General features: G+C 35.5%; 19 protein-coding genes and 3 tRNA genes. 4 read left to right on the forward strand and 18 right to left on the reverse strand.

Annotated features, from left to right (window positions below; all coding sequences use genetic code 11):
• Positions 1–264: 264 nt before the first annotated feature.
• The 4 genes from OH814_RS11555 to OH814_RS11570 form a co-directional block, all read right to left on the reverse strand.
• Positions 265–1,707 carry a TolC family protein gene (locus OH814_RS11555; RefSeq protein ID WP_308828255.1) on the reverse strand — a complete coding sequence of 481 codons (1,443 nt, stop codon included), beginning with the start codon at positions 1,705–1,707 and terminating at the stop codon, positions 265–267.
• Positions 1,694–4,888 (reverse strand): efflux RND transporter permease subunit, encoded by a 3,195-nt coding sequence (locus tag OH814_RS11560; RefSeq protein ID WP_308828256.1) that lies wholly within the window; start codon positions 4,886–4,888, stop codon positions 1,694–1,696. The genes OH814_RS11555 and OH814_RS11560 overlap by 14 nt, the downstream gene beginning before the upstream one ends.
• A gap of 80 nt (positions 4,889–4,968) precedes the next feature.
• On the reverse strand, positions 4,969–6,051 hold the full coding sequence (locus OH814_RS11565) for an efflux RND transporter periplasmic adaptor subunit (protein ID WP_374990569.1): 1,083 nt from the start codon (positions 6,049–6,051) through the stop codon (positions 4,969–4,971).
• 142 nt (positions 6,052–6,193) lie between these two features.
• Positions 6,194–6,583 (reverse strand): hypothetical protein, encoded by a 390-nt coding sequence (locus OH814_RS11570; protein WP_115620137.1) that lies wholly within the window; start codon positions 6,581–6,583, stop codon positions 6,194–6,196.
• 246 nt (positions 6,584–6,829) lie between these two features.
• On the opposite strand from OH814_RS11570, the gene OH814_RS11575 reads away from it, so the two are divergent.
• A complete protein-coding gene (locus OH814_RS11575) occupies positions 6,830–7,210 on the forward strand; it encodes a hypothetical protein (protein WP_076562474.1) in 381 nt (126 codons plus the stop codon).
• Between the two features lie 14 nt (positions 7,211–7,224).
• Here the strand turns inward: OH814_RS11575 and OH814_RS11580 are convergent, their stop codons facing one another.
• The 8 genes from OH814_RS11580 to OH814_RS11615 all read right to left on the reverse strand — a co-directional run bounded on the left by OH814_RS11580 (position 7,225) and on the right by OH814_RS11615 (position 17,510).
• Positions 7,225–8,271 carry an FAD-dependent oxidoreductase gene (locus OH814_RS11580; RefSeq protein WP_308828258.1) on the reverse strand — a complete coding sequence of 349 codons (1,047 nt, stop codon included), beginning with the start codon at positions 8,269–8,271 and terminating at the stop codon, positions 7,225–7,227.
• 127 nt (positions 8,272–8,398) lie between these two features.
• On the reverse strand, positions 8,399–9,337 hold the full coding sequence (gene gldN / locus OH814_RS11585) for a gliding motility protein GldN (RefSeq protein WP_076562478.1): 939 nt from the start codon (positions 9,335–9,337) through the stop codon (positions 8,399–8,401).
• A gap of 22 nt (positions 9,338–9,359) precedes the next feature.
• Positions 9,360–10,952 carry a GldM family protein gene (locus tag OH814_RS11590; RefSeq protein ID WP_076562480.1) on the reverse strand — a complete coding sequence of 531 codons (1,593 nt, stop codon included), beginning with the start codon at positions 10,950–10,952 and terminating at the stop codon, positions 9,360–9,362.
• A gap of 38 nt (positions 10,953–10,990) precedes the next feature.
• Positions 10,991–11,683 (reverse strand): gliding motility protein GldL, encoded by a 693-nt coding sequence (gene gldL / locus OH814_RS11595; protein ID WP_308828259.1) that lies wholly within the window; start codon positions 11,681–11,683, stop codon positions 10,991–10,993.
• A gap of 55 nt (positions 11,684–11,738) precedes the next feature.
• On the reverse strand, positions 11,739–13,154 hold the full coding sequence (gene gldK, locus OH814_RS11600) for a gliding motility lipoprotein GldK (RefSeq protein ID WP_076562486.1): 1,416 nt from the start codon (positions 13,152–13,154) through the stop codon (positions 11,739–11,741).
• 108 nt (positions 13,155–13,262) lie between these two features.
• Complete coding sequence (gene glmS / locus OH814_RS11605; protein WP_076562488.1) at positions 13,263–15,116, reverse strand: glutamine--fructose-6-phosphate transaminase (isomerizing); 1,854 nt, start codon at positions 15,114–15,116, stop codon at positions 13,263–13,265.
• Positions 15,117–15,141: 25 nt separating this feature from the next.
• On the reverse strand, positions 15,142–16,728 hold the full coding sequence (locus tag OH814_RS11610; protein WP_308828260.1) for a DUF4270 family protein: 1,587 nt from the start codon (positions 16,726–16,728) through the stop codon (positions 15,142–15,144).
• 11 nt (positions 16,729–16,739) lie between these two features.
• Positions 16,740–17,510: a glycogen/starch synthase gene (locus OH814_RS11615; RefSeq protein ID WP_308828261.1), complete on the reverse strand. Its 771-nt coding sequence runs from the start codon at positions 17,508–17,510 to the stop codon at positions 16,740–16,742.
• 168 nt (positions 17,511–17,678) lie between these two features.
• Here OH814_RS11615 and panC point away from each other — a divergent pair, with 168 nt between their 5' ends.
• Positions 17,679–18,527 carry a pantoate--beta-alanine ligase gene (panC, locus tag OH814_RS11620; RefSeq protein ID WP_308828262.1) on the forward strand — a complete coding sequence of 283 codons (849 nt, stop codon included), beginning with the start codon at positions 17,679–17,681 and terminating at the stop codon, positions 18,525–18,527.
• Positions 18,528–18,617: 90 nt separating this feature from the next.
• Here panC and OH814_RS11625 read toward each other — a convergent pair.
• The 3 genes from OH814_RS11625 to OH814_RS11635 all read right to left on the reverse strand — a co-directional run bounded on the left by OH814_RS11625 (position 18,618) and on the right by OH814_RS11635 (position 18,961).
• Positions 18,618–18,690, reverse strand: a tRNA-Lys gene (locus OH814_RS11625).
• An 80-nt stretch (positions 18,691–18,770) separates the two neighbouring features.
• Positions 18,771–18,853: transfer RNA gene (locus OH814_RS11630), tRNA-Leu, on the reverse strand.
• A gap of 35 nt (positions 18,854–18,888) precedes the next feature.
• Positions 18,889–18,961 (reverse strand) — tRNA-Lys (locus OH814_RS11635).
• 116 nt (positions 18,962–19,077) lie between these two features.
• Here OH814_RS11635 and OH814_RS11640 point away from each other — a divergent pair.
• Positions 19,078–19,593, forward strand: coding sequence for a shikimate kinase (locus OH814_RS11640; protein ID WP_308828263.1), 516 nt, complete (start codon positions 19,078–19,080; stop codon positions 19,591–19,593).
• A 23-nt stretch (positions 19,594–19,616) separates the two neighbouring features.
• Here OH814_RS11640 and OH814_RS11645 read toward each other — a convergent pair whose 3' ends face one another.
• Positions 19,617–20,054, reverse strand: coding sequence for an RNA-binding S4 domain-containing protein (locus OH814_RS11645; RefSeq protein WP_279194725.1), 438 nt, complete (start codon positions 20,052–20,054; stop codon positions 19,617–19,619).
• Between the two features lie 54 nt (positions 20,055–20,108).
• Between OH814_RS11645 and OH814_RS11650 the strand changes: the two genes are divergently transcribed.
• Positions 20,109–20,840, forward strand: coding sequence for a hypothetical protein (locus OH814_RS11650; RefSeq protein WP_076562499.1), 732 nt, complete (start codon positions 20,109–20,111; stop codon positions 20,838–20,840).
• Positions 20,841–20,899: 59 nt separating this feature from the next.
• Here OH814_RS11650 and OH814_RS11655 read toward each other — a convergent pair whose 3' ends face one another.
• Together OH814_RS11655 and mtaB are read right to left on the reverse strand one after the other, a co-directional pair.
• Positions 20,900–22,402, reverse strand: a complete 1,503-nt coding sequence (locus OH814_RS11655) for an FMN-binding glutamate synthase family protein (protein WP_308828264.1) — start codon at positions 22,400–22,402, stop codon at positions 20,900–20,902.
• Positions 22,403–22,458: 56 nt separating this feature from the next.
• Positions 22,459–23,805 (reverse strand): tRNA (N(6)-L-threonylcarbamoyladenosine(37)-C(2))-methylthiotransferase MtaB, encoded by a 1,347-nt coding sequence (gene mtaB, locus OH814_RS11660; RefSeq protein ID WP_308828265.1) that lies wholly within the window; start codon positions 23,803–23,805, stop codon positions 22,459–22,461.
• Positions 23,806–23,856: the final 51 nt, after the last annotated feature.

Consider the following 23,856-nt stretch of genomic DNA (forward strand, 5'->3'; position numbering starts at 1 on the left):
TTATTGCTAAAAAGGATGAAACAAACCATCGGAAATACCCGAAAGTTTCTTGCAAGGGTGCAGAAGACTTTCGGAGAGTCCCGGAAACCACAAACAGGGGTGTTTTAAACTTTCGGAGAGTTCTGATAGCTATAAAAAGGAGTCTTTTGCATCTTCGGGAAATTCCGATGGTTATCAACTACCCTGTTTTAAAATAAAAAGCCCGCTCTGAAAACAGAACCGGACCTCATAATTGAAATAATGATATATGAATAAAAAACTAACTTATTTCCAGCCGCCGCCTAAACCTTTATAAATATCTACAACGGTACTTAATTGTTTTTGCTTGGCTTCAATCAATTCCATTTTTGCATCTAAAGCATCTCTCTGGTTTAAAAGAACTTCCAGATAATCGGCTCTTGAATTTTTGAAAAGCTGATTGGCAATATCGATAGATTGGTCTAAAGCCTGCGTCTCCTGAGACTTCAATTGGTAATACTGATCGATATTTTTTACTTTCGACATCAGGTTTGAAATATCCAGATAGGCATTCAAAATAGTTTTGTCGTATTCATACAAAGCCTGAATCTGCTTTGCATCTGCTGTTTGGAAATTAGCTTTAATAGCACTTTTATTAATCAGTGGCCCCGCCAATTCTCCCACTAAACTTGTAGCGATCGACTCTGGTAATTTAACCAGATAAGAAGGTTTAAAGGCTTCCAAACCTAGAGTTGCAGAAATTTCCAGACTTGGATAGAACTCTTTTCTTGCAGCTTCAACATCTAGTTTTGCAGATTTTAATTCTAATTCAGCCTGTTTAATATCAGGACGGTTTGCTAATAATTGCGACGGAATCCCCGTATAAACCGTTTGCGGAATTGTGGACATAAAACTTTCCTTCGTTCTTACAATCGGCTGTGGATAACGACCGCAAAGTGCATTGATCTGGTTTTCCTTTTCGGTGATTTGTTGACGAATTGTATATTCTGTTGCTTTTGATTTTGCTAATTCTGCTTCAAACTTTTTCACTGCCAATTCTGTTGCCGCTGCTGCCTGCTTCTGGATTTTAGCAATTTCTAAAGCTCTCGTCTGCAATTTGATATACTGCTGAATAATATCCATCTGATTATCGAGCGCTAATAATTCGTAATAATTATCGGCAACTTCCTCAATCAGATTAGAAAGAACAAAATTCTTTCCTTCAACCGTTGAAAGATAATGCGAAACTGCAGCTTCTTTTTCCGTTCTGAGTTTTTTCCAGATGTCGATTTCCCAGTTGGCCATCAAACCTCCTTCGAAATTCCCAAGCGGATCGGGCATTTCTCTTCCGGGCTCTATTTCAGTGGATGCATCACCGGCACCTGTACTTGTATAGCGACCTACTTTTTCAACTCCGGCTCCTAATCCTGCTTTAACTGTGGGTGAAAGTTTTCCTTTTTTAGCAACAACTCCGCTTTTTGCAATCTCAATTTCCTGAAGTGTGATCATCAACTCCTGATTATTTTTCAAAGAAGTTTCGATTAAGCTTACCAAATTTGGATCTGTGAAAAACTGTCTCCACGGCGTAGTTCCGCTATTGTTATTGACGTCCTGTTGCTCATTTTGAGTAAAATTCTCAGGAATATTATTTTTTACTTCGTCCTGAATGACGGTCGCCATTGGCGCCTTACAACTTGCTAAAACAAGCGATAAGGCGATGGCTGCTATATATTTATTATAAATCTTCATGTTTATCATCGTGTTGATAAGGTTCTGTTTGTTCAGTTAACGGATTTTCTTCTTCATATTTTGCCAGTCGGGATTTGTCTGCAATAGTTCCGAAAATGTAATATAATCCCGGAATAATCATCAGTCCGAAAACAGTTCCGATAAGCATTCCTCCTGCTGCTGCCGTTCCTATCGTTCTGTTTCCTACAGCTCCCGGTCCGGTTGCCATTACCAAAGGAATTAACCCTGCAACAAATGCAAATGAAGTCATCAAAATAGGTCTGAAACGGATGGCAGCTCCTTCAATTGCCGCCTGTGCAACAGGAATTCCCTCTTCTGCTTTTTTCTGAACGGCAAACTCAATGATCAATACGGCATTTTTACCTAAAAGCCCGATCAACATAACCATTGCAACCTGTGCGTAGATGTTGTTTTCTAAACCTAATAGTTTAAGACATAAAAACGCTCCGAAAATTCCTGTCGGTAATGATAGAATTACCGGTAACGGAAGGATAAAGCTTTCATACTGCGCCGAAAGAATTAAATAAACAAATCCTAAACAGATCAGGAAGATGTAAACTGCTTCATTTCCACGACCTACTTCATCTTTTGAAATTCCTGCCCAGTCGATTCCGAAACCTCTTGGTAATGTTTTGTCGGCAACTTCCTGAATGGCTTTAATTGCCTGTCCGGAACTGTAACCAGGAGCCGGAGTTCCGCTCACCTCAGAAGAATTGTACATATTATGTCTTGTGATTTCTGAAAGACCATACACTTTTTCTAAGTGCATAAAATCTGAATACGGAACCATTTGGTCTTTATCATTTTTCACATACAATTTCATCAAATCACTTGGTAAAGCACGATATTGCGGACCAGCCTGAACAATCACTTTGTAAGGTCGGTCGAAACGGATGAAACTGGTTTCGTAGTTTGAACCGATTAATGTCGAAAGATTATCCATTGCTTTCTCGATGCTTACGCCTTTTTGCTCAGCTAAATCATTATCGATTTTAAGCATATATTGAGGAAAACTCGCAGAATAGAATGTGAATGCAGATCCTAATTCAGGACGTTTCTTGAGTTCTTTAACGAAATCGGTACTTACCTGCTCCATCTTCTGATAATCACCGCTTCCTGCTTTATCCAAAAGTCTTAATTCAAATCCACCTGCTGCTCCATAACCCGGAATAGAAGGCGGTTGGAAGAATTCAATATTGGCTCCCGGAATATTTTTAGCTTTTTCTTCAAGCTTCTCGATGATTTCGGCGGCAGATTCTGAACGGTCTTCCCAACTTTTAAGGTTAATCAAACATGTTCCTGAGTTTGAACCTGTTCCTTCCGTCAGAATTTCATAACCAGCTAATGAAGAAACAGATTGTACTCCGTCGATATCTTCAGATTCTTTCAAAAGTTCTTTGGCAATCTGATTCGTTCTCTCTAATGTAGAACCCGGCGGCGTCTGGATAATTGCATAAATCATCCCCTGATCTTCTCCCGGAATAAACCCTGAAGGCAATGAGTTGCTCAAAAAGTAAGTACATGCGCAGAAGATCAATAACAAAGGAAGGGTGATGAACTTTTTAGTAACTGTTTTCTTCAGTAAGTTCTCATATTTTCCTGCTCCTTTTGTAAATACATTATTGAATTTATCTAAAAGAATCGTGATCGGACCTCTTTTTTTCGCTTTTCCGTGGTTATTCTTTAGAATTAAAGCACATAAAGCCGGAGTCAATGTCAATGCCACAACTCCCGAAAGAATAATTGATGACGCCATTGTAATAGAAAACTGACGGTAGAAAACCCCAACCGGACCCGACATAAAGGCCACTGGAATAAACACAGCTGCCATTACTAAAGTGATTGCGATAATCGCTCCACTGATTTCATGCATTGCTTCTTCAGTCGCCTTTAATGCAGAAAGTCCTTTCTCTTCCATCTTGGCGTGAACTGCTTCAATCACCACAATTGCATCATCGACGACGACACCGATTGCCATTACCAAAGCGAAAAGCGAAATCATGTTTAAAGTAATTCCAAATGCGGACATCACAGCAAAAGTTCCTACCAACGAAACCGGAACCGCAATCGCCGGAATCAATGTTGATCGCCAATCTCCAAGGAATAAAAACACCACAATCGCCACCAAAATAAAGGCCTCAAACAAAGTATGAACTACTTTCTCAATCGAAGCATCCAGGAATCTGGAAACGTCATAACTGATGTCATAATGCATTCCTTTCGGGAAATTTGTTTTCTCAAGATCTGCCATCAATGTTTTTACATTTTTGATAACGTCACTTGCGTTTGATCCGTACGATTGTTTTACCGTAATTGCAGCAGATGGTTTTCCGTTTAATGTAGAATAAATATCGTACATCGAAGAACCAAATTCGATATCAGCAACATCTTTTAGTCTTACAAATTCGCCGGCAGATTTAGCTTTAAGAATAATATTTCCGTAATCTTTTTCATTATTAAAACGTCCGGAATACTTCAAGATATATTCGAAAGACTGTGAACGTTTACCTGAGCTTTCACCTGTCTTTCCGGGAGAAGCTTCCAAACTTTGTTGGTTTAAAGCCTCCATTACTTCATCAGCTGAAATATTGTAAGCCGTTAATCGATCAGGTTTCAGCCAAATACGCATTGCATATTCACGGGTTCCCAAAATATCGGCAAAACCTACTCCGCTTACCCTTCTCAATTCAGACATTACATTGATATCTGCATAGTTGAAAAGGAACTTTTGATCGGCTTTGGGATCGTCACTGTACAAGTTAATATACATCAACATATTCGGTTCTTCACGGGTGATCTTCACCCCTTCACGTACCACCAAAGGTGGAAGTTTATTAACTGCCGAAGAGACACGGTTCTGAACGTTTACTGCAGCAACATTCGGGTCTGTTCCCAGATCAAAAACCACCTGAATGGATGTTTCACCGTCATTTCCGGCATCGGAAGTCATATATTTCATTCCCGGAACACCATTTAATGATCGTTCCAAAGGAATAACTACTGCTTTTACCAGCAATTCGTTATTGGCTCCCGGATAAGTTGCCGTAATATTTACTTTTGGCGGAGAAATCGCAGGAAACTGAGTAATCGGAAGTTTCATTAATGATAAAACTCCCATAAAAACGATAATCAAAGAGATTACGATCGACAGAACGGGTCTGCGGATGAATTTTTTAAACATATAATAATTATAAATGATAAATTATTAATGATGAATGATAAACAATAATCAATGATCGCTTATCAATTATCACTTATTTTTTACTCTGCTTTTAATTTTAAAGACTGAAGAACTTTCTTCGGATCCTGAAATTTCACCTTTACTTTCTGATCATCTTTCACCTTCTGAACACCTTCTAACAAGATTTTTTCATCCGGAGAAATTCCTGAAGAAACAACATAGATATCCGGAAGTTCATAAGACACTTTGATATTTTTAGATTTTGCAACTCCCTTTTTATCAATTACAAAAACATATTTCTGATCCTGAATTTCATACGTTGCTTTCTGAGGAATGATTAATGCATTTTTAAGCGGTAAAGTCATTCTTATTTTTCCGGTTTCACCATTTCTTAATAACTTTTCAGGATTTGGAAACTTAGCTCTGAAAGCGATATTCCCCGTTTCATTATCAAACTGGCCTTCAATGGTTTGAATTTGTCCAGTCTGATTAAACAAATCTCCGTTTGCCATCACCAAACTTACATTTTGATTTCCACGGCCTGCAACATTGGTTTGATAATTTAAATATTCAGGCTCGGAAACATTGAAATATGTGTAAATATTGGTATTGTCTGAAAGCGTAGTCAAAAGATCACCTTCATCAACGAGACTTCCTAATTTTAAAGGAATTCTATCAATTACACCAGAAAATGGCGCTTTGATATCAGTAAATGAAAGGTGAATTTGCGCCAATCTCATTTCTGCATTGGCTGCGTCTAGTTTTGCTTTTGCCATTAACCTCTCGTTCTTTGAAACGATATCATTGTTGGCAAGTGTACTCGCATTTCTCAATTCAATTGAAGCCTGCTCTACTTCAGCTTTTGCTTTTAATAATTCGGCCTGATAAACCTGAGGCATAATTCTGAATAATGTCTGTCCAGCCTTTACATACTGACCTTCGTCTACATAGATTTTTTCTAGGAAACCTTTTTCCTGAGCCCGCACTTCGATATTTTTTACAGACTGTACCTGAGCAACAAAGTCTTTATTAATAATGGTATCCATTTTTACGGGGGAAGTCACCGGATACACTGAGTCTTCTTGTTTTTCTTCCTTCTTCTCGTTACAGCTAAACAGTAAGAGAACAGCGCTTAATACAACGCCTGGGACAACTCTTTTCATCATAATTTTAGAGTGGTATAAATCGTTAAATGTTGATTGAATAATAATTTTGAAAATATTTACTTTGTGAAAACCAGAAAAGTCACAACGCAATGCTTCTAGCTCCGTTTTGGAGCCAAAATGATAATCGGAAAACGAAATTTTAGATTCTGATAGATCGAACCAGAATAAACGTTTTTACAGAATGAACATGCTGTAAAAAGTTGGGAATTGAAGGTTTAACCCTTTTTTTGAATAATAGCCCAAAAGAATAAATCAGTCCGAAAACACAGGCAAAAGTAATAATTGTCTGCAGACTGTCAGCTAACTGGAAATCTTCTTCTGCAACATCAAATGAAAAATTATCACCACTGTCAGTAGATTGCTGAATAGAAAACTTCTGTACAGAATGAGTTGAGTGATCTACCTTTTCAGGATAATTGTGAGAAATATGAGTTGAAAAGTCATTGTATAAAGTTTTGACATTAAGTTTGCTTTCCACTACGAATAGCAGAAAAAGCGTTGTCAAAAAGTATACAATATAGTTTCTCATTACAAGTTGCAAATGTAAGCTGAGATTTTAATACTTAATTCACTATTAACAAAATTTAACTCTTCTTGAAATCAGCTGAAAAATGAATGAGAGAACCAATTAATTATATTTAACATTAAAAAAAGACTATATTCAGAATCTAAATTCTTTAAATTATTAAAAATTAACATATTTTAAGGAAAAATAATTGTAATTTTACACAACCAAAGCAAAATAATATGAAACCTTTAAAAACCAAAATTACAAATGAAAAAACTTTTACCCGGATTTCTTATAATCCTCACTCTATCAGCCTGTAAACACTCGGCTAAAGACCCAGACACATCAATCGTTAAGCAAGAAAAGCCAATCTCTCAAGACGACATCACTAAGGTAACACTCGCTGACCGTCATGGTGATGAAATGGAAATCATTACGAATAACACCAAGAATACTGTCATTGTAAGACTTAACGGGCAATCTTATGAACTTTATAAAAATGCAGAAAACCCCGGTTTTTCTACTGATGACAATAAATATCAATTTACTGAAACAAAATACGAAGTCACTTTCTTAAAAAAAGATGCTGACATGGTTTTATTTCATGCAAAAAAAGATCAACCCACCAAAAAGATCGCATTACAATAAAAAAAGACGCTTTTTTAAGCGTCTTTTTGATTAAACCTATCGATTGAAATCTCTCCAGGCAATGGAATATCATTTTCTATATAATCGAACAATGTTTTTGAGAAATAGCAGCCATTAAGAATTCCTCGAGCTCCTAAACCATTAAAAACATAAAAATTTTGATGCTGAGAATGTCTTCCCAAAATTGGTCGTCTATCTTTTACCGTTGGCCTGAATCCAAAATGCACTTCTTTAATTTCAAAGTCATTTGGATAAAATTCTGAAAGACCTTTTTGTAACTGTTCGACTGCAGAATTGTCAATTTCGTGATGAAGTTGTTCACGGTCGTACGTTCCGCCATAAAAATGGAGATTATCATCCAAAGGAAACAAAAAGTGCTTTTTCTTAATGGTAATATCTTTAGGAATAGATTCAGAAAGTTTGACGCGAATATGATGCCCTTTGTTTGGATTAACAGCAATATCTGAAAAGTAAGGATTTTCTTTTACTCCCATTCCTTCGCTGAACAAAATGTTTTTAAAGCTAAAATCTTTGTAAGTAGAATTTGAAGTATCAATTAGTGAATAATCAAATTTTTCTTTGATCAAATTTCCTTTATTTTCCAAATAGCTCAATAAACCGTTAAAAAATCCTTTAACATTGAGTCTGGCTGACTGATTCACCTTGCCAGTCTGAAAGTCGTTTTTAACACCACTTAAATGAGCGAAATTTTCATCTAAAAAGTTTCTTAACTCATCATTATCAGATTTTTTAAGCCAGAGTTTCTGTTCGTTCTCATCATGAAAAATTCTATGAATAGGAGATTCTATCAGATAATTTTGACCTGTATAAGATTCTATTTCTTTAAGAGATTTTTTTAGAAAATCAATTTGTTCCTGAGCTAGCCAAAATGTAGTAAACTTTTTTAAGACTACGGGATTAATAATTCCGGCAGAAATTTGCGATGCACTTTTCTTACCCTCCGAGAAAATTACAAATGATTTGTTATTTAATAATAACTGATGAGCAAAAAACAGAGCCGCATAACCATCACCAACTATGATGTAATCTACATTTCTCATATCAAAATCTTAATTTTTAAAAGCAATAACAATCGAATGCGTTATTAAATTGTATTTATGAAAGGTCATTCTTAACAAAAAAACCTGAGTAAAAGTACTCAGGTTTTTTATAAATATCAAGTGAAATTTAGTAATTCCACATATCATTTTCCATTTGAAGAATCTGATCTTTGATTCTTTGACTTTCAGCCAATTGCTCTTCAGCATTTCTAGGAATATAATCTTTAATCGTACCATCTCCAAGACCGTTGCTTGATTTGTAGATGATTGAAGAGAATCTTCTTGCATTAATTATATCATCAAAAGATAAATCCGCTGACGAATTTGCTCTGTTGTAGACATAATTGTTTGCTAAAATATCTCTTGCTTTTGGATAATAAACCCAAAATAAATCAACTAATTCGTCGGCTCCAGCTAAAGGCTGACCATCTGGTCCTATTCTTCCAATTGAAGTTGGGTCAGGTCCCATTGCAGCAATACCAATAGGTCTGTATTTCATCATGCCATCTCTTTTGTCGATGAACCACATTCCCATAATCTTTAGAACTTTAACTTTATCAGTAGTTGTTCTGATTAAGTCTACATATTGCTTTTTCTCGGCCTCTGTAGGAGTTCTTCCAGAGTTAATAATTTCAATTAATTCATCATCAATTCTTTCACTCTCCAACTTCTTTCTAATCGCTTCAGGAGTAGATTTAGTAGAAAAGTTTTCATCTTCATAAACTTCATCAATCTGACCACTTAAAGCTGCATCTAATAAAATTTGATACAAAGATCTTGTAGTTCTAGATGTTAATCCATTAGGATTATCATAGTAGAATGGCTGATTAATTTTATCATTAAGGTCAATTATTTCCCAAACCATCATACTTTTTAAGATGTCTTTTTCATCTACAAAGCCATATTCAAGTGGGGTTATTTTATTGCTGATAACAGTATCTCCTACTTTTTTCATATTTTCAGCTCTCATCTGTCTGAATTCTTCCGGTGAAGAAGCATTTAGAATAGTCTGAGAAAATGCAAACCCAGAAGCTAATACTAAAAGACTGCTAATATATTTTTTCATAATATGAATTTACAAATTAATGTTATTGAACATTGATAATAACTGGTGATATTTCTTTCAATCGTTGATTACCAAGTCCAGTAGCCGTAGCTTGGATATCATAAATCTGAACAACATCACCCGGTCTAAGATTTCTGATTAACCCTTCTGCAGAAGATAATGAGTTACCTTGAATCATAGTACCAGCTCTTCCTGGAAGTTTCAAAATGAAACTGTTAACAGTGAACGAAACCGGGAAATCAAAATCAGGTAATGCCGCAGCAACAATTTGATTTGGAATAGAACCAACAGGCATAAAATTAACAGCCTTTCCTCTGATCTGACCTTGTGGTCTAGGAACTCCCTTAATTCTATATTCAAATACTTGCGATACTGTTTTACCAGTAGGATCCGTACCTGATAGAGTTAATTTCACAATATTTCCAGTTGATGGAACAACATTCCACTTACCTTTACCAGTATTCTTAACCACTGCTCCCGGAGCAGATAAAGATAGTTTAGCATTGTCTGCACCAAGGATAGATCCTGTAACAGGGTTTTCTAATCCTCTATACATTACATTCATCTTATCAGCAGAAAGCAATAGCCCTTGTTCTAGTTTTACCTGTTGAGGACCAGCGATTACATTATAAGTATGTGTGAACGGGAATTGCTGAGCTTTTCCTGTAGCATCTGTTAAAGTAATTACACCACCAATCTTTTTCTCTCCAAGACCTCCAGTATTTAAAGGAAGATATCCTTTACCGTTTTCTTGTCTGCTTACACCACTGATGCTGATTTTACTACTGTTTGAATAGTTACCAAGCATTACAACCGCCTCAGCTTTTTTACCAGCTTGAACATCTGTCGGAGCAGAAACAATTGCTTCATAACTTGTAAACTTAATACTAGCATCTACTTTTTCCTGAAGCATCAACGCCAATGCATCCGATTGTACGTTTCTTGCGTCATTCTGAATAATCTCAAGATTTGAAATCGCAGCAATAAGAGGCTGGTGATAGAATTTATTCTGAAACCAAGTCTTACCATTTGGAGATTTTCCGGCAGGATAGTCTGCAATGATAGATCTGTTTGCTCTTTCTACTAATTTCAATAACTGGGCGTTACCTCCAAAAGTAGCTACAATATAAGATCTTACGTCATCCAATTTCTTTTTAAGCTCTAAAGCTTTTGGAGAAGGAGAATTTTCGTCGCCATCTTTAAAGAAATATTCAGTTGTAGCCTCATTATTATTCAATGCTGAGAAGTTCTCACTTACGTCCATGTCTTTTCCTGTTTTAGGATCTTTATCATGGAAGTCTGATTGCTTTTTCAGCGTAACTTTAATATCTTCTGCAGAGCTTACCAAAACATCAATCTTGCTCTTCAGTGTTTTATACTGTTCCCAAGGTGTAGCATAAGTGTCAGGTACTTGCTGAGCTTTTGCCTCTAATGTTTTTTCAAAAATATCTTCATTTTTCTGCTCAGTCAAAAACCTTGTTTCATTTAGGGCTCTTGTAGAATCGTAATACGATCTGATGATTTCAACATCAATGTTTAGGGCCATCATAGCGATGAACACCAAATACATTAGGTTGATCATCTTCTGACGTGGAGTCTGTTTTCCTTTTGCCATTCTCTTTTCTTTAGTTTTATTTAATTAATGGTTAAGGATTATGACTTCATAGCAGTTAACATACCACCATAAACTCTATTTAAGCTGTTTAAGTTAGTAGTTAAACCTTGTAATTCTTGATTAAATTTCTCAGACTGCTCTGCTGATTTCTGCATATCATCAACATATTTTTTAGCAAAATCTGATTGTTTCTGACCGTTTTCTAACTGCATTGCATAAAGAGCGTTCATGCTTTCCATGTGTGCAGCAGCTTTGTTTAACTGATCATTATATTTGTGTGTAGAAGCAGATACGTCAACAGTTTGGTTGATTTGATCTACTGAGTTTGAAAATTTATCAATCCCTGTTCTTAATCTGTCAAATAATTGTACATCAAGCTTAGCATCCTGAAGCATTTTATCTAACTTAGTTGAAAGAGAGTTCTCCAACTCAGCAAACTGAGCGCTAGTATTTTTAGCAGAAATGTTTGAATGTAAAGGATTTGGGTTTGCATGCTTATCCAACAATTCAGGATAAACGTTTTCCCAGTGGTACGACTCTTCAGCAGCAGGAGGGTCGAATGCAAAAATGATAAAGATAATTGCCTCAGTTACAAGCCCTACGGTAAGAGCGATGTTTCCGTTAATAGGTCCCAAGGTAATGTGAGTAATTTTAAGCCAAGCTCCAAGAATTACAATTGCAGCACCGAATGAATAGAAGAAATTCATCCAAGCATCTTTAGTCTTAAACATATAAGTTAGTTTTTTTAAGTGTTATGAATTGATAATAAAAATGATTTAAGCAATATTATCTGTTAACTCTTTTCGCTTTAACAGCTGCTTCTGGAATATCTTGTACCGTTCTGAAACCGATATAACTTCTAGCAGAATCTTTGTTTTCCCAGTCTCTTGCACCCGTCATCAACATATAACCAACATCTTTCCAAGAACCTCCTCTTACAGATTTTTTGTCGTCTGTTTTAGATTTAATAGAAGGGTTTAAAGTAGAAGAGAATCCGTATGCAGAATTGTTGTATCCTGAATCAGTCCACTCAGATACGTTACCAGCCATATCAAATAACCCAAAAGTATTCTTTTTGAATTTTTTTACCGGTGCTGTGTAAGTATATGTACCTTTTATCTCATCTTCCATATAGCTACCTCTTTTTGGCTTGAAGTTTGCTAGATAACAACCTCTATCATCCATCAGATAAGGACCACCCCAAGGATAAGTAGCATTTTGCTTACCTCCTCTTGCTGCGTATTCCCACTCCATTTCATTAGGAAGACGGAAACGTAAAGGTCTTTGTTGTTTTCTTTTCAAGCTTTCATTATAATCAGACTTCAATTTAGTTCTGAAGTCACAGTATGCTCTTGCCTGATCCCAAGTTACCCCTACAACAGGATAATCTTTGTAAGCTTTGTGCCAGAAATACTGCTCAAATAAAGGCTCATTATAAGTAAAGTGGAAATCATTAACCCAAACTGTTGTATCCGGATAGATTGCAATGCTTTCGCTTCTCAAGAAGTTTACACCTCTTTCGTTATCAGCAAGAGCAGCATCCATATCTCCCCATCTATAATTGTATTTTAGTTTGCTAACATCAATAAGTCTTTCGCTACCTACTCTAGAAGATGCAGGTAAATACATAGACTCAAGAACTTCAGCGTATTCTACATCAGGATATTTAGACGTATTCCAATGTAATGGAATTTTCCAGTCTAATTTTTTGCTTGCATCGAAACCATCATCTCTTCCACCAGCTCCTTCAAGATATTCCTGATAAGGTGTAAGGTCTTCTTCTTTTTTAGCAAGATAAGCGTAATCTCCGATGCTTGCACCTCGGCCGCCACCTTCACCGCCCTCACCTGCTGCTTCAGCAAGCATCGTTCTAGCGATAGAATCTCTTACATAATTGATGAAAACTCTGTATTCTGCATTAGTAGTTTCTGCTTCATCCATAAAGAAAGGAGCAACAGTTACCGTTTTCAAAGGTGCAGTTTCACCGTTATTGGTAAATGATTCATCGGCCATACCAGCAATAAAAGAACCGCCAGGAATTGCCACCATACCATAAGGTCTCTGTGCAACGAATGATTTTGTTTTTTCTCTAGGTATCAATTCTCCTTTTGTTCCAGGCTTCCCTACAGAAGAAGATCCACCACCTGAACAAGATACCGATGCTACCGACGCAGACAATAATAAAAGAAATATCCTTTTCATGTTAATTTTTATAATTAAGCCGTAAATATATAATTTTTTTAAGAAACTTTTAAGATTTTTTTTATAATAACGAAAAAAACCTGAACTTATTTTATTTCCAAGTCCTTTTTACTCTACAGTTACTGATTTTGCAAGATTTCTTGGCTGATCTACGTTGGCTCCCCTATACACCGCTATATAATAAGCTAAAAGCTGTAAAGGCACTGAAGCTACTATTGGAGAAAAGCATTCTGATGTTTCAGGAATTTCTATCACATAGTCAGCCATTGCGCTTACCTGTGTATCTCCTTTGTTTACCACCGCAATTACTTTTCCTTTTCTTGCTTTAATTTCTTGTACATTGCTTACAATCTTATCATAATGACCTCTTTTTGGAGCAATGATAACAATTGGCATATTTTCGTCAATTAATGCAATTGGGCCGTGCTTCATTTCAGCAGCAGGATAGCCTTCTGCATGGATGTATGAAATTTCTTTCAATTTAAGAGCTCCTTCCAATGCTGCAGGATAATTGTATCCTCTTCCTAAATAAAGGAAATTGGTTGCATTGATAAAGTCTTTTGCAATATGCTGAGTGAGCTCGTGAGTAGCTTCCAGAACTTCTTCAATTTTTTTAGGAAGCGCATCCAATTCAGAAATTAGACTCATAAAATCTGCATTTCCTAAATTACCGTTGTGTTTTCCTAATTTTAATGCTATTAAAGAAAGAATCGTCAACTGAGCTGTAAATGCTTTGGTAGAAGCAACACCAATTTCTGGTCCTGCATGGGTATAAGATCCTGCATCTGTAATTCTCGCGATTGAAGAATCAACGACATTACATATACCATATATAAATGCACCTTTTTCTTTAGCTAATTTTAAAGCAGCCATAGTATCTGCAGTTTCTCCTGACTGAGAAATAGCAATTACAACATCTTTATCTGTAATAATAGGATTTCTGTATCTGAATTCTGAAGCATATTCTACTTCTACAGGAACTCTTGCAAATTCTTCGATCAGATATTCACCAATAAGACCCGCATGCCACGAAGTACCGCAAGCGATAATAATGATTCTGTTTGCATTTTTAAATCTTTCAAGATGATCCCAGATTCCTGCCATTTTAATAACTCCTTCATTTACAATAAGTCTTCCTCTCATTGTATCATGAATAGATTTTGGCTGTTCGAAAATTTCTTTAAGCATAAAATGCTCATATCCACCTTTTTCGATTTGCTCTAAACTTAATTTCAGCTCCTGAATTTCAGGAATTATCTTAGAATTTTCGGTAATTGTTCTAATGTCTACCCCTCCTTCTAAAGATATAGTTGCCATATGACCTTCTTCCAGATAAATAGCTTCTTTCGTAAACTCAACAAAAGGAGATGCATCAGAGGCAATAAAATATTCTTTATCACCAATTCCAATTGCTAACGGAGAACCCAATCTTGCAACAACCAAAACTCCCGGATGATCTTCATGCATTACAGTAATTGCATAAGCACCATACACTTCGTTTAGGGCATATCTTACTGCTTCAGGAAAATCTATCTCAGGATTAATATCTGTAAAATACTGGATAAGATTAACTAAAACTTCCGTATCAGTTTCCGATTTGAAAGAAAAACCTTTCTCGGTAAGCATTGTTTTAATCGTATCATAATTTTCAATGATTCCGTTATGAACAAGTGCTATCTTATTATTATTTGAAACATGAGGATGTGAATTTCTGTCACTTGGTACACCATGAGTTGCCCAACGTGTATGCCCCATTCCTATTTTGGACGTTCCTTTTAAATTATTAGAAATATTGACCAAATCATCAACCTTCCCTTTAGTCTTTTCGACGCTAAAACTGTTTTCTGTATTTTCTAAAACAATACCGGCACTGTCATAACCTCTATATTCTAGTCTTCTAAGACCGTTGATAACAATATCATAAGCATCCTGAAAACCTGTATAACCAACTATTCCGCACATATTTTAATCAAATGTATTTTAATATTTATTTTTTTGTCCCGTAAGTAACTTTTAACTGTATTTTGTTCTGATTTGAAGGATCAGAACCTACAAAGACAGTTCGTAACATTGAAAACGCTCTTGTTGTATAATTATACCCTGCTACAGTACCTGAAGAGTTCGGTGCAAACTGAGCAAGATCAATTTTGAAATATTTATTATTATAAGCAGCTCCAGATTCAACAATATCTTTTAAAGACTGCGTTACCGTAAAATCATAATAAGCAGGATTTTTATCTGTATTATAAGCTCTTACAGGAATAAATAATGCTCCTAAAGAAGTATAATCTGCTGTAAATGCTGTTGTTTCTTTTCCATTTGCATCTTTATCTTTTTGAACGATAGTAAAATCACTCGCTGTTGGCTTCGCATAAGGAGTAGACCAAGTAGCTTCATCCGTATAGATCCTGATTTTCGCAGTAATGATTGCTGCTTTATCATCTTGATAAAGCTTTTTCAGTTTAGCAATCTCTTCCTCTTTAAATTTGATACCAATAGAATTACCTCCCATTCCTTGTGCATAAAGCTTTAAGTCTCCTGTTGTAGTATTTCCGTTAGCATAATCATTAATGATAGCATTTGTTCTGTCGTATTCATAATAAGCAGAATGCATATTAGAACCTTTTATAGCAAATTCGTATGTTGTTTGAGGTCTTGTTGTAACTCCGTTTTCAACCTTATCATTTTTATAATACATGATAAGCTGCATGTCGTTTGGAGTAAACTGGAATAAATAACCGTCTTCTTCAACTACAGAAACTTTTAAACCTTTGAAATGTCTGATAAAATTAGAAACATCACTTAATTCAGGTTGTCCCTTTTTGTCTATAATTTTAGTTTGGAAAACCGATGCTGTCAGCGGAATTCTCACTGAAGGTGCAGATGCAGTAAATAATTCAGTATTATCAGAATCTTTTGTAATGACAACAGAGCTTACACTTCCATTTTTAATTTCTTTTGAACCTAAGGCTGTAGTATTTGTACCGAAGTTTTTATTAGAATAGACAATATCATTAAGTCCATTCATAAATTCGGTAACTTCATTTACTTGTAAGGTAAGTTTACCTCCGTTAAGTTTTGCTTTACCATATTTTTTAATAGGATATGTATTCACAACTTTTTTAGCATCTACATTTCCATTAGGAAAAACATAACTTTCGTCCGTAGTAGTTGTAAGAGAATCGCTTACAATCGGTTTAAGAACAAGAACTACAGAATCAACCACTGCATTCGTTCCAAAATCAGGATTATTGGCAGCTAATCTTACCTGAGTAAAATAAGAAGCTTTCTGCTTCCCAAACTGCTTCTCATTAAAAGCTCCTAAAACGGCTGTGGAAGAAGTTGAACCAGAGCTCACAAGACTTAATAACTTAAATGCATCTGTTCTTATTGTATCATTATTATCTATGTTGTAAGCAATAAGATCATAAGAAGTTTCATTACCTTCTGCCGCACCATTCAAAAATAATTGTTCACCTAAAGAATCCGGCTCCGGCTCACAGTTATAAACCAAAACACCACCTAAAACCATTACAGAAAGAATGGTGAAAAATTTTCTAATATTATAAATCATCAAAATGTATATTAATATAATTTACTGATAGAGTCTACATCCAGGTATTCAGATTTTGATGTAGCTGTTTCGTTGAAGCCTTTATCAAGATCACCGTTCAAAAACTCGTCACCTTTTACAACTTCGTCTACGTAATTCATACTTTCAATTACGAAACTCTCGAAGCTTGGGTTATTTAACGCATTTAATTCTGAAATATTATCAAACTTCAGTTTGTCACTTACATTTCCTGCCAAAGCCGCATTTTTCTCATTATATAATGAAAGTACAATTTTTGCATCTTTGAAATAAGTATCAGATTTGTAGTATGTTTTCAGATAAATAGGCACAAAAGAAGACATCCATCCATTTAAGTGGATTACATCCGGCACCCAATTTAGTTTTTTGATTGTTTCTATTACACCACGTGCAAAGAATATAGCTCTCTCATCATTATCCTCAAACGCTACTCCTGCATCATCAAAATAATATTGCTTTCTTTTGAAATATTCTTCGTTATCGATGAAATAAACCTGCAGTCTCTCGCCCGGAAGTGAAGCTACTTTAATAATTAAGGGCTGATCTAAATCATTAATGATAATATTCATCCCTGAAAGACGAATTACCTCATGTAACTGGAATTTTCTCTCACTTATCTGTCCGAATCTTGGCATAAAAACTCTTACATCATTGCCTTCTTGGTGCATTTTAAGTGCCATCTTGTTTACCACCGCTCCTAAATTTGTGTCTTCCTGATAAGGGTACATCTCTGTGGTAATGTACAGTATTTTCTGATTGGGCATATAATTTTTTATATAATTTTTAAATAACGCTTAATATGCAAAATTACGAAAAAACATTCAACATTATCCTAATTAACATTTTTTTACGATAGTTCTCAAGATAATGCATGAAAACTAAAAATGAATATCTTAATATTTAGTATTTTTGAATTGTTATTAAAACAAACTATGGAAGTTCTAAAAAACAAAAAAACACTTCAGGATTTTATAGAAAGACAGAAGGAAATGGGCAAAAAAATTGGTTTTGCACCTACGATGGGAGCTTTACACAATGGTCATCTATCATTGTATGAGGCCGCAAGAAAAGAAAATGACTTGGTGATTTCTTCAATTTTTGTAAATCCTACACAGTTTAACAATGCCGAAGATCTGGAAAAATATCCAAGAGATACTGACCGCGATATATCTATTCTTGAAAACTCCGGTTTGGTAGATGCTGTTTATCTTCCACAAGTTGAAGATATTTATCCTGAGAAAACAGAAAGCCAGCATTATGATTATGACGGACTGGAAAATGAAATGGAAGGAAAATCAAGACCCGGACACTTTGACGGTGTCGGAACTGTCGTTGAAGAGCTTTTCAGACAGGTAAAACCCAACAATGCTTATTTTGGAGAAAAAGACTTCCAGCAATTGGCAATTATCAGTAAAATGGTTGAGAAAAAGCAACTCCCTATTAAAATAATAGGCGTTTCTATCTACAGAGCCGAAAACGGTTTAGCTTTAAGCTCCAGAAACCAACGTCTTGCTGAAGAAAGAAAAGGCGATGCTAAAATTATTTTTGAAACTTTGATTAAAGTTAAAGAATGGTTTAAAAATATTTCTGTTTCTGCAATTAAGGAAAAGATAAATGAAATTTTCAGCACTCAGGAAAATATGGAATTGGAATATTTTTTAATTGCTGACGAGGATACATTAAAAGAAATTGATCAAAAAGAAAATGAAAATTCTTACAGAGCATTTATTGTAGTGAATGTAGACGGAGTAAGATTGATTGACAATATGCATTTGGACTGAAACAAAAAATCAAAGGCTTCCGGAAGGAAGCCTTTGAACACCAAATCACAAAATATTAATATGAAAAAAATTTACTTTTCAGTAAACTTGTGACCCGGCTGGGATTCGAACCCAGGACCCATACATTAAAAGTGTATTGCTCTACCAGCTGAGCTACCGAGTCGGTCACATTAAATTAACGTCGACAAATATAAAATTATTTTTATAAAATATCAATTATTAATCAAATATTTTTTTTTGCAGTGCCTGCGACTGGACTCGAACCAGCACATCCTTAGGAAACCACCCCCTCAAGATGGCGTGTCTACCAATTTCACCACACAGGCAATAAAATTACAAAATTCTAGTAATTTTTTGCTAGTGACCCGGCTGGGATTCGAACCCAGGACCCATACATTAAAAGTGTATTGCTCTACCAGCTGAGCTACCGAGTCGGTCACTTTATTATCAAGTTTCATTGTTAAGTAATGTCCCTTGTTTTTAGTGGTGCAAAGATAGGACTTTTTTCATTATCTCAAAACTTTTTCGCAAATTTGTTTAAAATAATTTCATGATAATTTCACTAGTAGGGTACATGGGGAGTGGCAAATCTCACATTTCCAAAATATTAAGCGACAAAATAAATTTTAAATTAATTGACCTCGATAAAGAAATTTCTCGACGAAATAAATTGACTATTCCTGAAATATTCGAAAAAAAGGGAGAAATTTACTTTAGAAAGTTAGAAAGAGAAACTTTAGAGGAGATTTTAGCTACCCAGGAAAACATAGTTTTGAGTCTGGGCGGGGGAACGCCGGTGTATTATAATAATATGGAAATCATTAATAATAATTCGGCGAGTGTTTATTTAAGAGCTTCTATCGCAACTTTAGCAGAAAGAATTTCAAAACAGAAGGAAAAGAGACCTTTGATTGCAAAAATTGCTGATGAAGATCTTCCGGAATTTATTGCCAAACATTTATTTGAGCGAAATGTTTACTACAGCAAAGCTCAGCTTAGCATTAATACCGATCAAAAGGATCCTGAAGACATCATTCAGGAAATAATAGAAAAGCTCTATCTCTAGAGTTTTTCTATTCATTAATTATTTTAATCGTTGGTTTCAGCATCACTGCCGTCTTCACCAAAAAAATCGTCCCAATCTGTAAAATCAGCAGTGACATCGTTTTCTACATATCCATCCATGTCTCTTCTGTCTTTTTTGGTAGGTCTTCCCTCTCCCCTGTTTCGGTAGTATTCCTGGGACATTTTTCGCATCATCAATTGCTCATACTGATCTTTATCGGTCACATCTTTGATATGAAGTGGCACCAATTTAGCTCCAATTCTACTTTTAGGGATCTGTATTACCTTAATTTTATACTCAATTTGGTTTTTACGAATTTTGATAACATCTCCTTCTTTTACTTCTTTGGAGGACTTCACGACTGAGTTTCCGATAGAAACCCTGTTCTTTTTTATTTCATCTGCCGATACCGATCTTGTTTTATAAAAACGAATGCTCCATAAAAATTTATCTATTCTCATATTTTTTTATACTTTTGTCGTTATATTATTTGTAAAGTAATTAAAGTTTTTGAAATGAAAAAAATATTTTTGTATATCCTTGCAGGATCGTTGTGTTTCGCAGCTTGTAAAAAGGATGATGAAGTGGAGACCTTCGTAGAACCGGAAGATATCAATGTAAGAAATTCTTATGACGAGCAGGCTATTCAGAAATTCATGGATAACAACTACTTAGATCTGCAGGGAAACATCAAAGCTTTCACTGCTGATGCAGCCGATGACAATGAGAAAAAACTATCTCAGCTAAATCCTCAAACACTTCCTTCGGGAGTTATTTACATCAAAAGAACCGGAGCTCAGCCTGAAGACAGCACTCCTCCTTCAACAGGTGTAGCAATTGGAGATTCTACGCAGATTAAAACAATGATGAGAGCCAATTATTATCTTGCTACAGAAACAGACGGAAACATCTCGCTTGGTAATCCAGGAGTTCTTTTAAATACCATTGATGGAAGCGGTTCCCCTGTAACTGATCCAACATTTTATTTTGTTAAAAAAAGTGTCAGAGTTGCTGCCGGACAGAATAGCAGCTATTATGAAATAGCAGGTCTGAAAGAAGGCTTAAAACAGTTTACAGGTTTTGAAAATCTACCAGATGCAAACCCCTATAATTTACAAGGTGTAATTATTGTACCCTCTAAAGCTGCATTCGCGAGAAATGCTAATTATTATAATCTACAGAATGCATCTTTTGTTTTTAATTTCCAAATTTACAAAGCAGTGCATAGACCTTCTAATCAACAATAAGTAAGTAATTAATTAAAACATACAAAAAGCGCTTCAAAATATTTTGAAGCGCTTTTTATTTATCTCACATTCCCTAAAATATCCGGGAAATATTTATCTGAAAGATGCTCAAATTCATCTCCTCGCATAAACATACTTGCATCTACTTCTTCATAAGAACTTCTTCCTGCCGCAGCAATTAATTCATTACAGGTGTGTAAAGTATTTTTGTGAAAATGATAAACCCTTTCTGCTTTATCAGTAACATCGAGTCCTTTAATCAACATTTTATCCTGCGTTGCAACACCTGTCGGGCAATTATTATTATTACATCGCAAAGCCTGAATACAGCCAAGAGAAAACATAAATCCTCTTGCATTGTTACACATATCTGCACCCATTGCAACGGCTCTCAAAATATCTAAACTTGTCAGAACTTTTCCACTTGCAATTACTCTTAATTTATTACGTAGATTATAATTTTTCAGTGTACGATTTACAAATATCAACGCTGGTTCTAAAGGCATCCCTACTCCATCAGAAAATTCAGGCGGTGCAGCTCCGGTACCTCCTTCTGCTCCGTCAATGGTAATAAAATCAGGATAAATTTTCAAAACATTCATCTGAACGCAGATATCTTCAAACTCTTTAGTATCACCAATACACAATTTAAAACCAACAGGTTTTCCTCCGGAAAGTTCTCTCAACTGTTGTACAAACCTCAATAATCCGGCAGCATCAGAGAAAGATGAATGCGAAGGAGGGGAAATAATAGTTACTCCCGGTGTGACATGACGTATTTTTGCAATTTCAGGTGTGTTTTTTACTCCTGGTAAAACTCCGCCATGACCGGGCTTTGCACCTTGAGACAATTTAATTTCAACCATTTTCACACTTGGAAGATTAGAATATTTTGTAAATAATTCAGGATTAAATTTACCTTCTTCGTCTCTACAACCGAAATATCCGGTTCCTATTTGCCAGCATAAATCTCCTCCTTCCAAATGGTGAGGCGAAATTCCACCTTCTCCTGTATTATGATAGAAGTTTCCTTTTTTCGCACCCCTATTCAGCGAAATTTGTGCTCTGTCACTCAATGCACCAAAACTCATTGCCGAAATATTAAATAATGAAGCATGATAAGGCTGAGAACACTGTTCACCCCCAACCCAAACTCTGGGAAGTTCTTCTTTTGGAGATTTAGCATAAATGGAATGTTTTATTCCTTCATACTTTCTGTGGTTCACTTCTAACTGAGTCCCAAAAGGAACGGTATCGCTCAGGTTTTTTGAACGTCTATACACCGCAGAACGTTGATTTCTGGGAAATGGCTTTCCATCGGTTTCTCTTTCAATGAAATATTGCTGCATTTCGGGCGAAATATCTTCAAAAAAGTATCTGAAATATCCTAATACAGGAAAATTCCTTAGAATTGCGTGTTTTGTCTGGTAAGTATTATAAACTCCTAATGCATAAATTGCTGTCAATAGTGTAGGAATCCAATAATGTGCTTTGATCAGTAATGCCACAACCCACGTTGCAGCTACCAATACAATTCCCCAAGATAAAAACTTATCTCTCATAAGAATATAGATTTAAAACGTTAAAGATTAAATGTAGTGGAAATATAGCAAACAGACTAAGCTTTTGCTAAAAAACTTTCGTAAGACGATTGCACAGAAACTGTGCCATCTGACAGGATTTTTTCTAAATTCAGAAATTCAATTTGATTTACCGAGGCTTGGTCAAAATCTTTTTGTACCCTTACATAATTTTCTGTGAAGCCGTACATTTTGCCGTCTTTATTTTCGTGCTCCCAAAGAACGGGAAGCGTTTTCCCTAATTGAGTCTGGTAAAATGCCATTTTTTTCTTTTCGGAAAGAATTCTAAGCATTTTATTGCGCTTTTTTCGCTCCGGAATCGGAACAACACCCTGCATTCCTACCGCTTCTGTATTTTCTCTTTCAGAATAAGTAAATACATGAAGATAAGAAATCGGTAGATTATTCAGGAAGTTATATGTTTCCATGAATAATTCTTCGGTCTCGCCAGGGAAACCAACGATAACATCTACTCCAATTGCTGCATCAGGCATTACTTCACGGATTTTATTAACCCTGTCGTTATACAATTTGGTAAGATAACGGCGTTTCATTTTTTTCAACAACTCGTCGCTTCCGGATTGCAGAGGAATATGAAAATGTGGTACAAAACTCTTGCTTTTAGAAACCAACTCGATGCTTTCGTCTTTCAAAAGATTGGGCTCTATTGAAGAAATACGAATTCTTTCGATGCCTTCCACCTGATCAAGCTCAGAAATTAAATCTAAAAAAGTATGCTCGTGTCTTTTGTTTCCGAATTCACCTTTACCGTAGTCACCGATATTCACACCTGTCAAAACGATTTCTTTGATATCTCTTTCGGCAATTTCTTTAGCATTTTTCAGAACATTTTCGATGGTGTCTGAACGAGAAATCCCTCTTGCTAAAGGAATTGTACAGTATGTACATTTATAATCACAACCATCCTGAACTTTCAGAAAAGCTCTGGTTCTGTCTCCGATGGAGTAACTTCCGATAAAGAAATCAGTTTCTTCAATTTCGCATGAATGAACAACACCTTCGCTTTCAGATTTTTCCAAATCATCCAAATAACTCAGAATATTGAATTTTTCTTTGGCTCCAAGAACCAAATCAACACCGGTAATCTGTGAAATTTCTTCAGGTTTCAACTGTGCATAGCAACCTACAATTACTACTAAACCTTCAGGATTAGCTTTCATCGCTCTTTTTACGTGAAGTTTACATTCACGATCGGCATTTTCGGTAACCGAACAAGTATTGATTACATAAATATCTGCTCTATCATCAAAGCTTACCTTATCATAACCTGCATCTGTTAATTGACGGGCAATAGTAGATGTTTCCGCAAAATTTAATTTGCAGCCAAGGGTATGAAAAGCGGCTGTTCTATGAAAGTGAGACATTTATTTTCCTGAATTTTGTGGGTGCAAAGATAATGATTTTAATATGAATTA

This window comes from Chryseobacterium sp. CFS15 (assembly GCF_031118795.1).
In the GTDB taxonomy this organism is placed as follows: domain Bacteria; phylum Bacteroidota; class Bacteroidia; order Flavobacteriales; family Weeksellaceae; genus Chryseobacterium; species Chryseobacterium indoltheticum.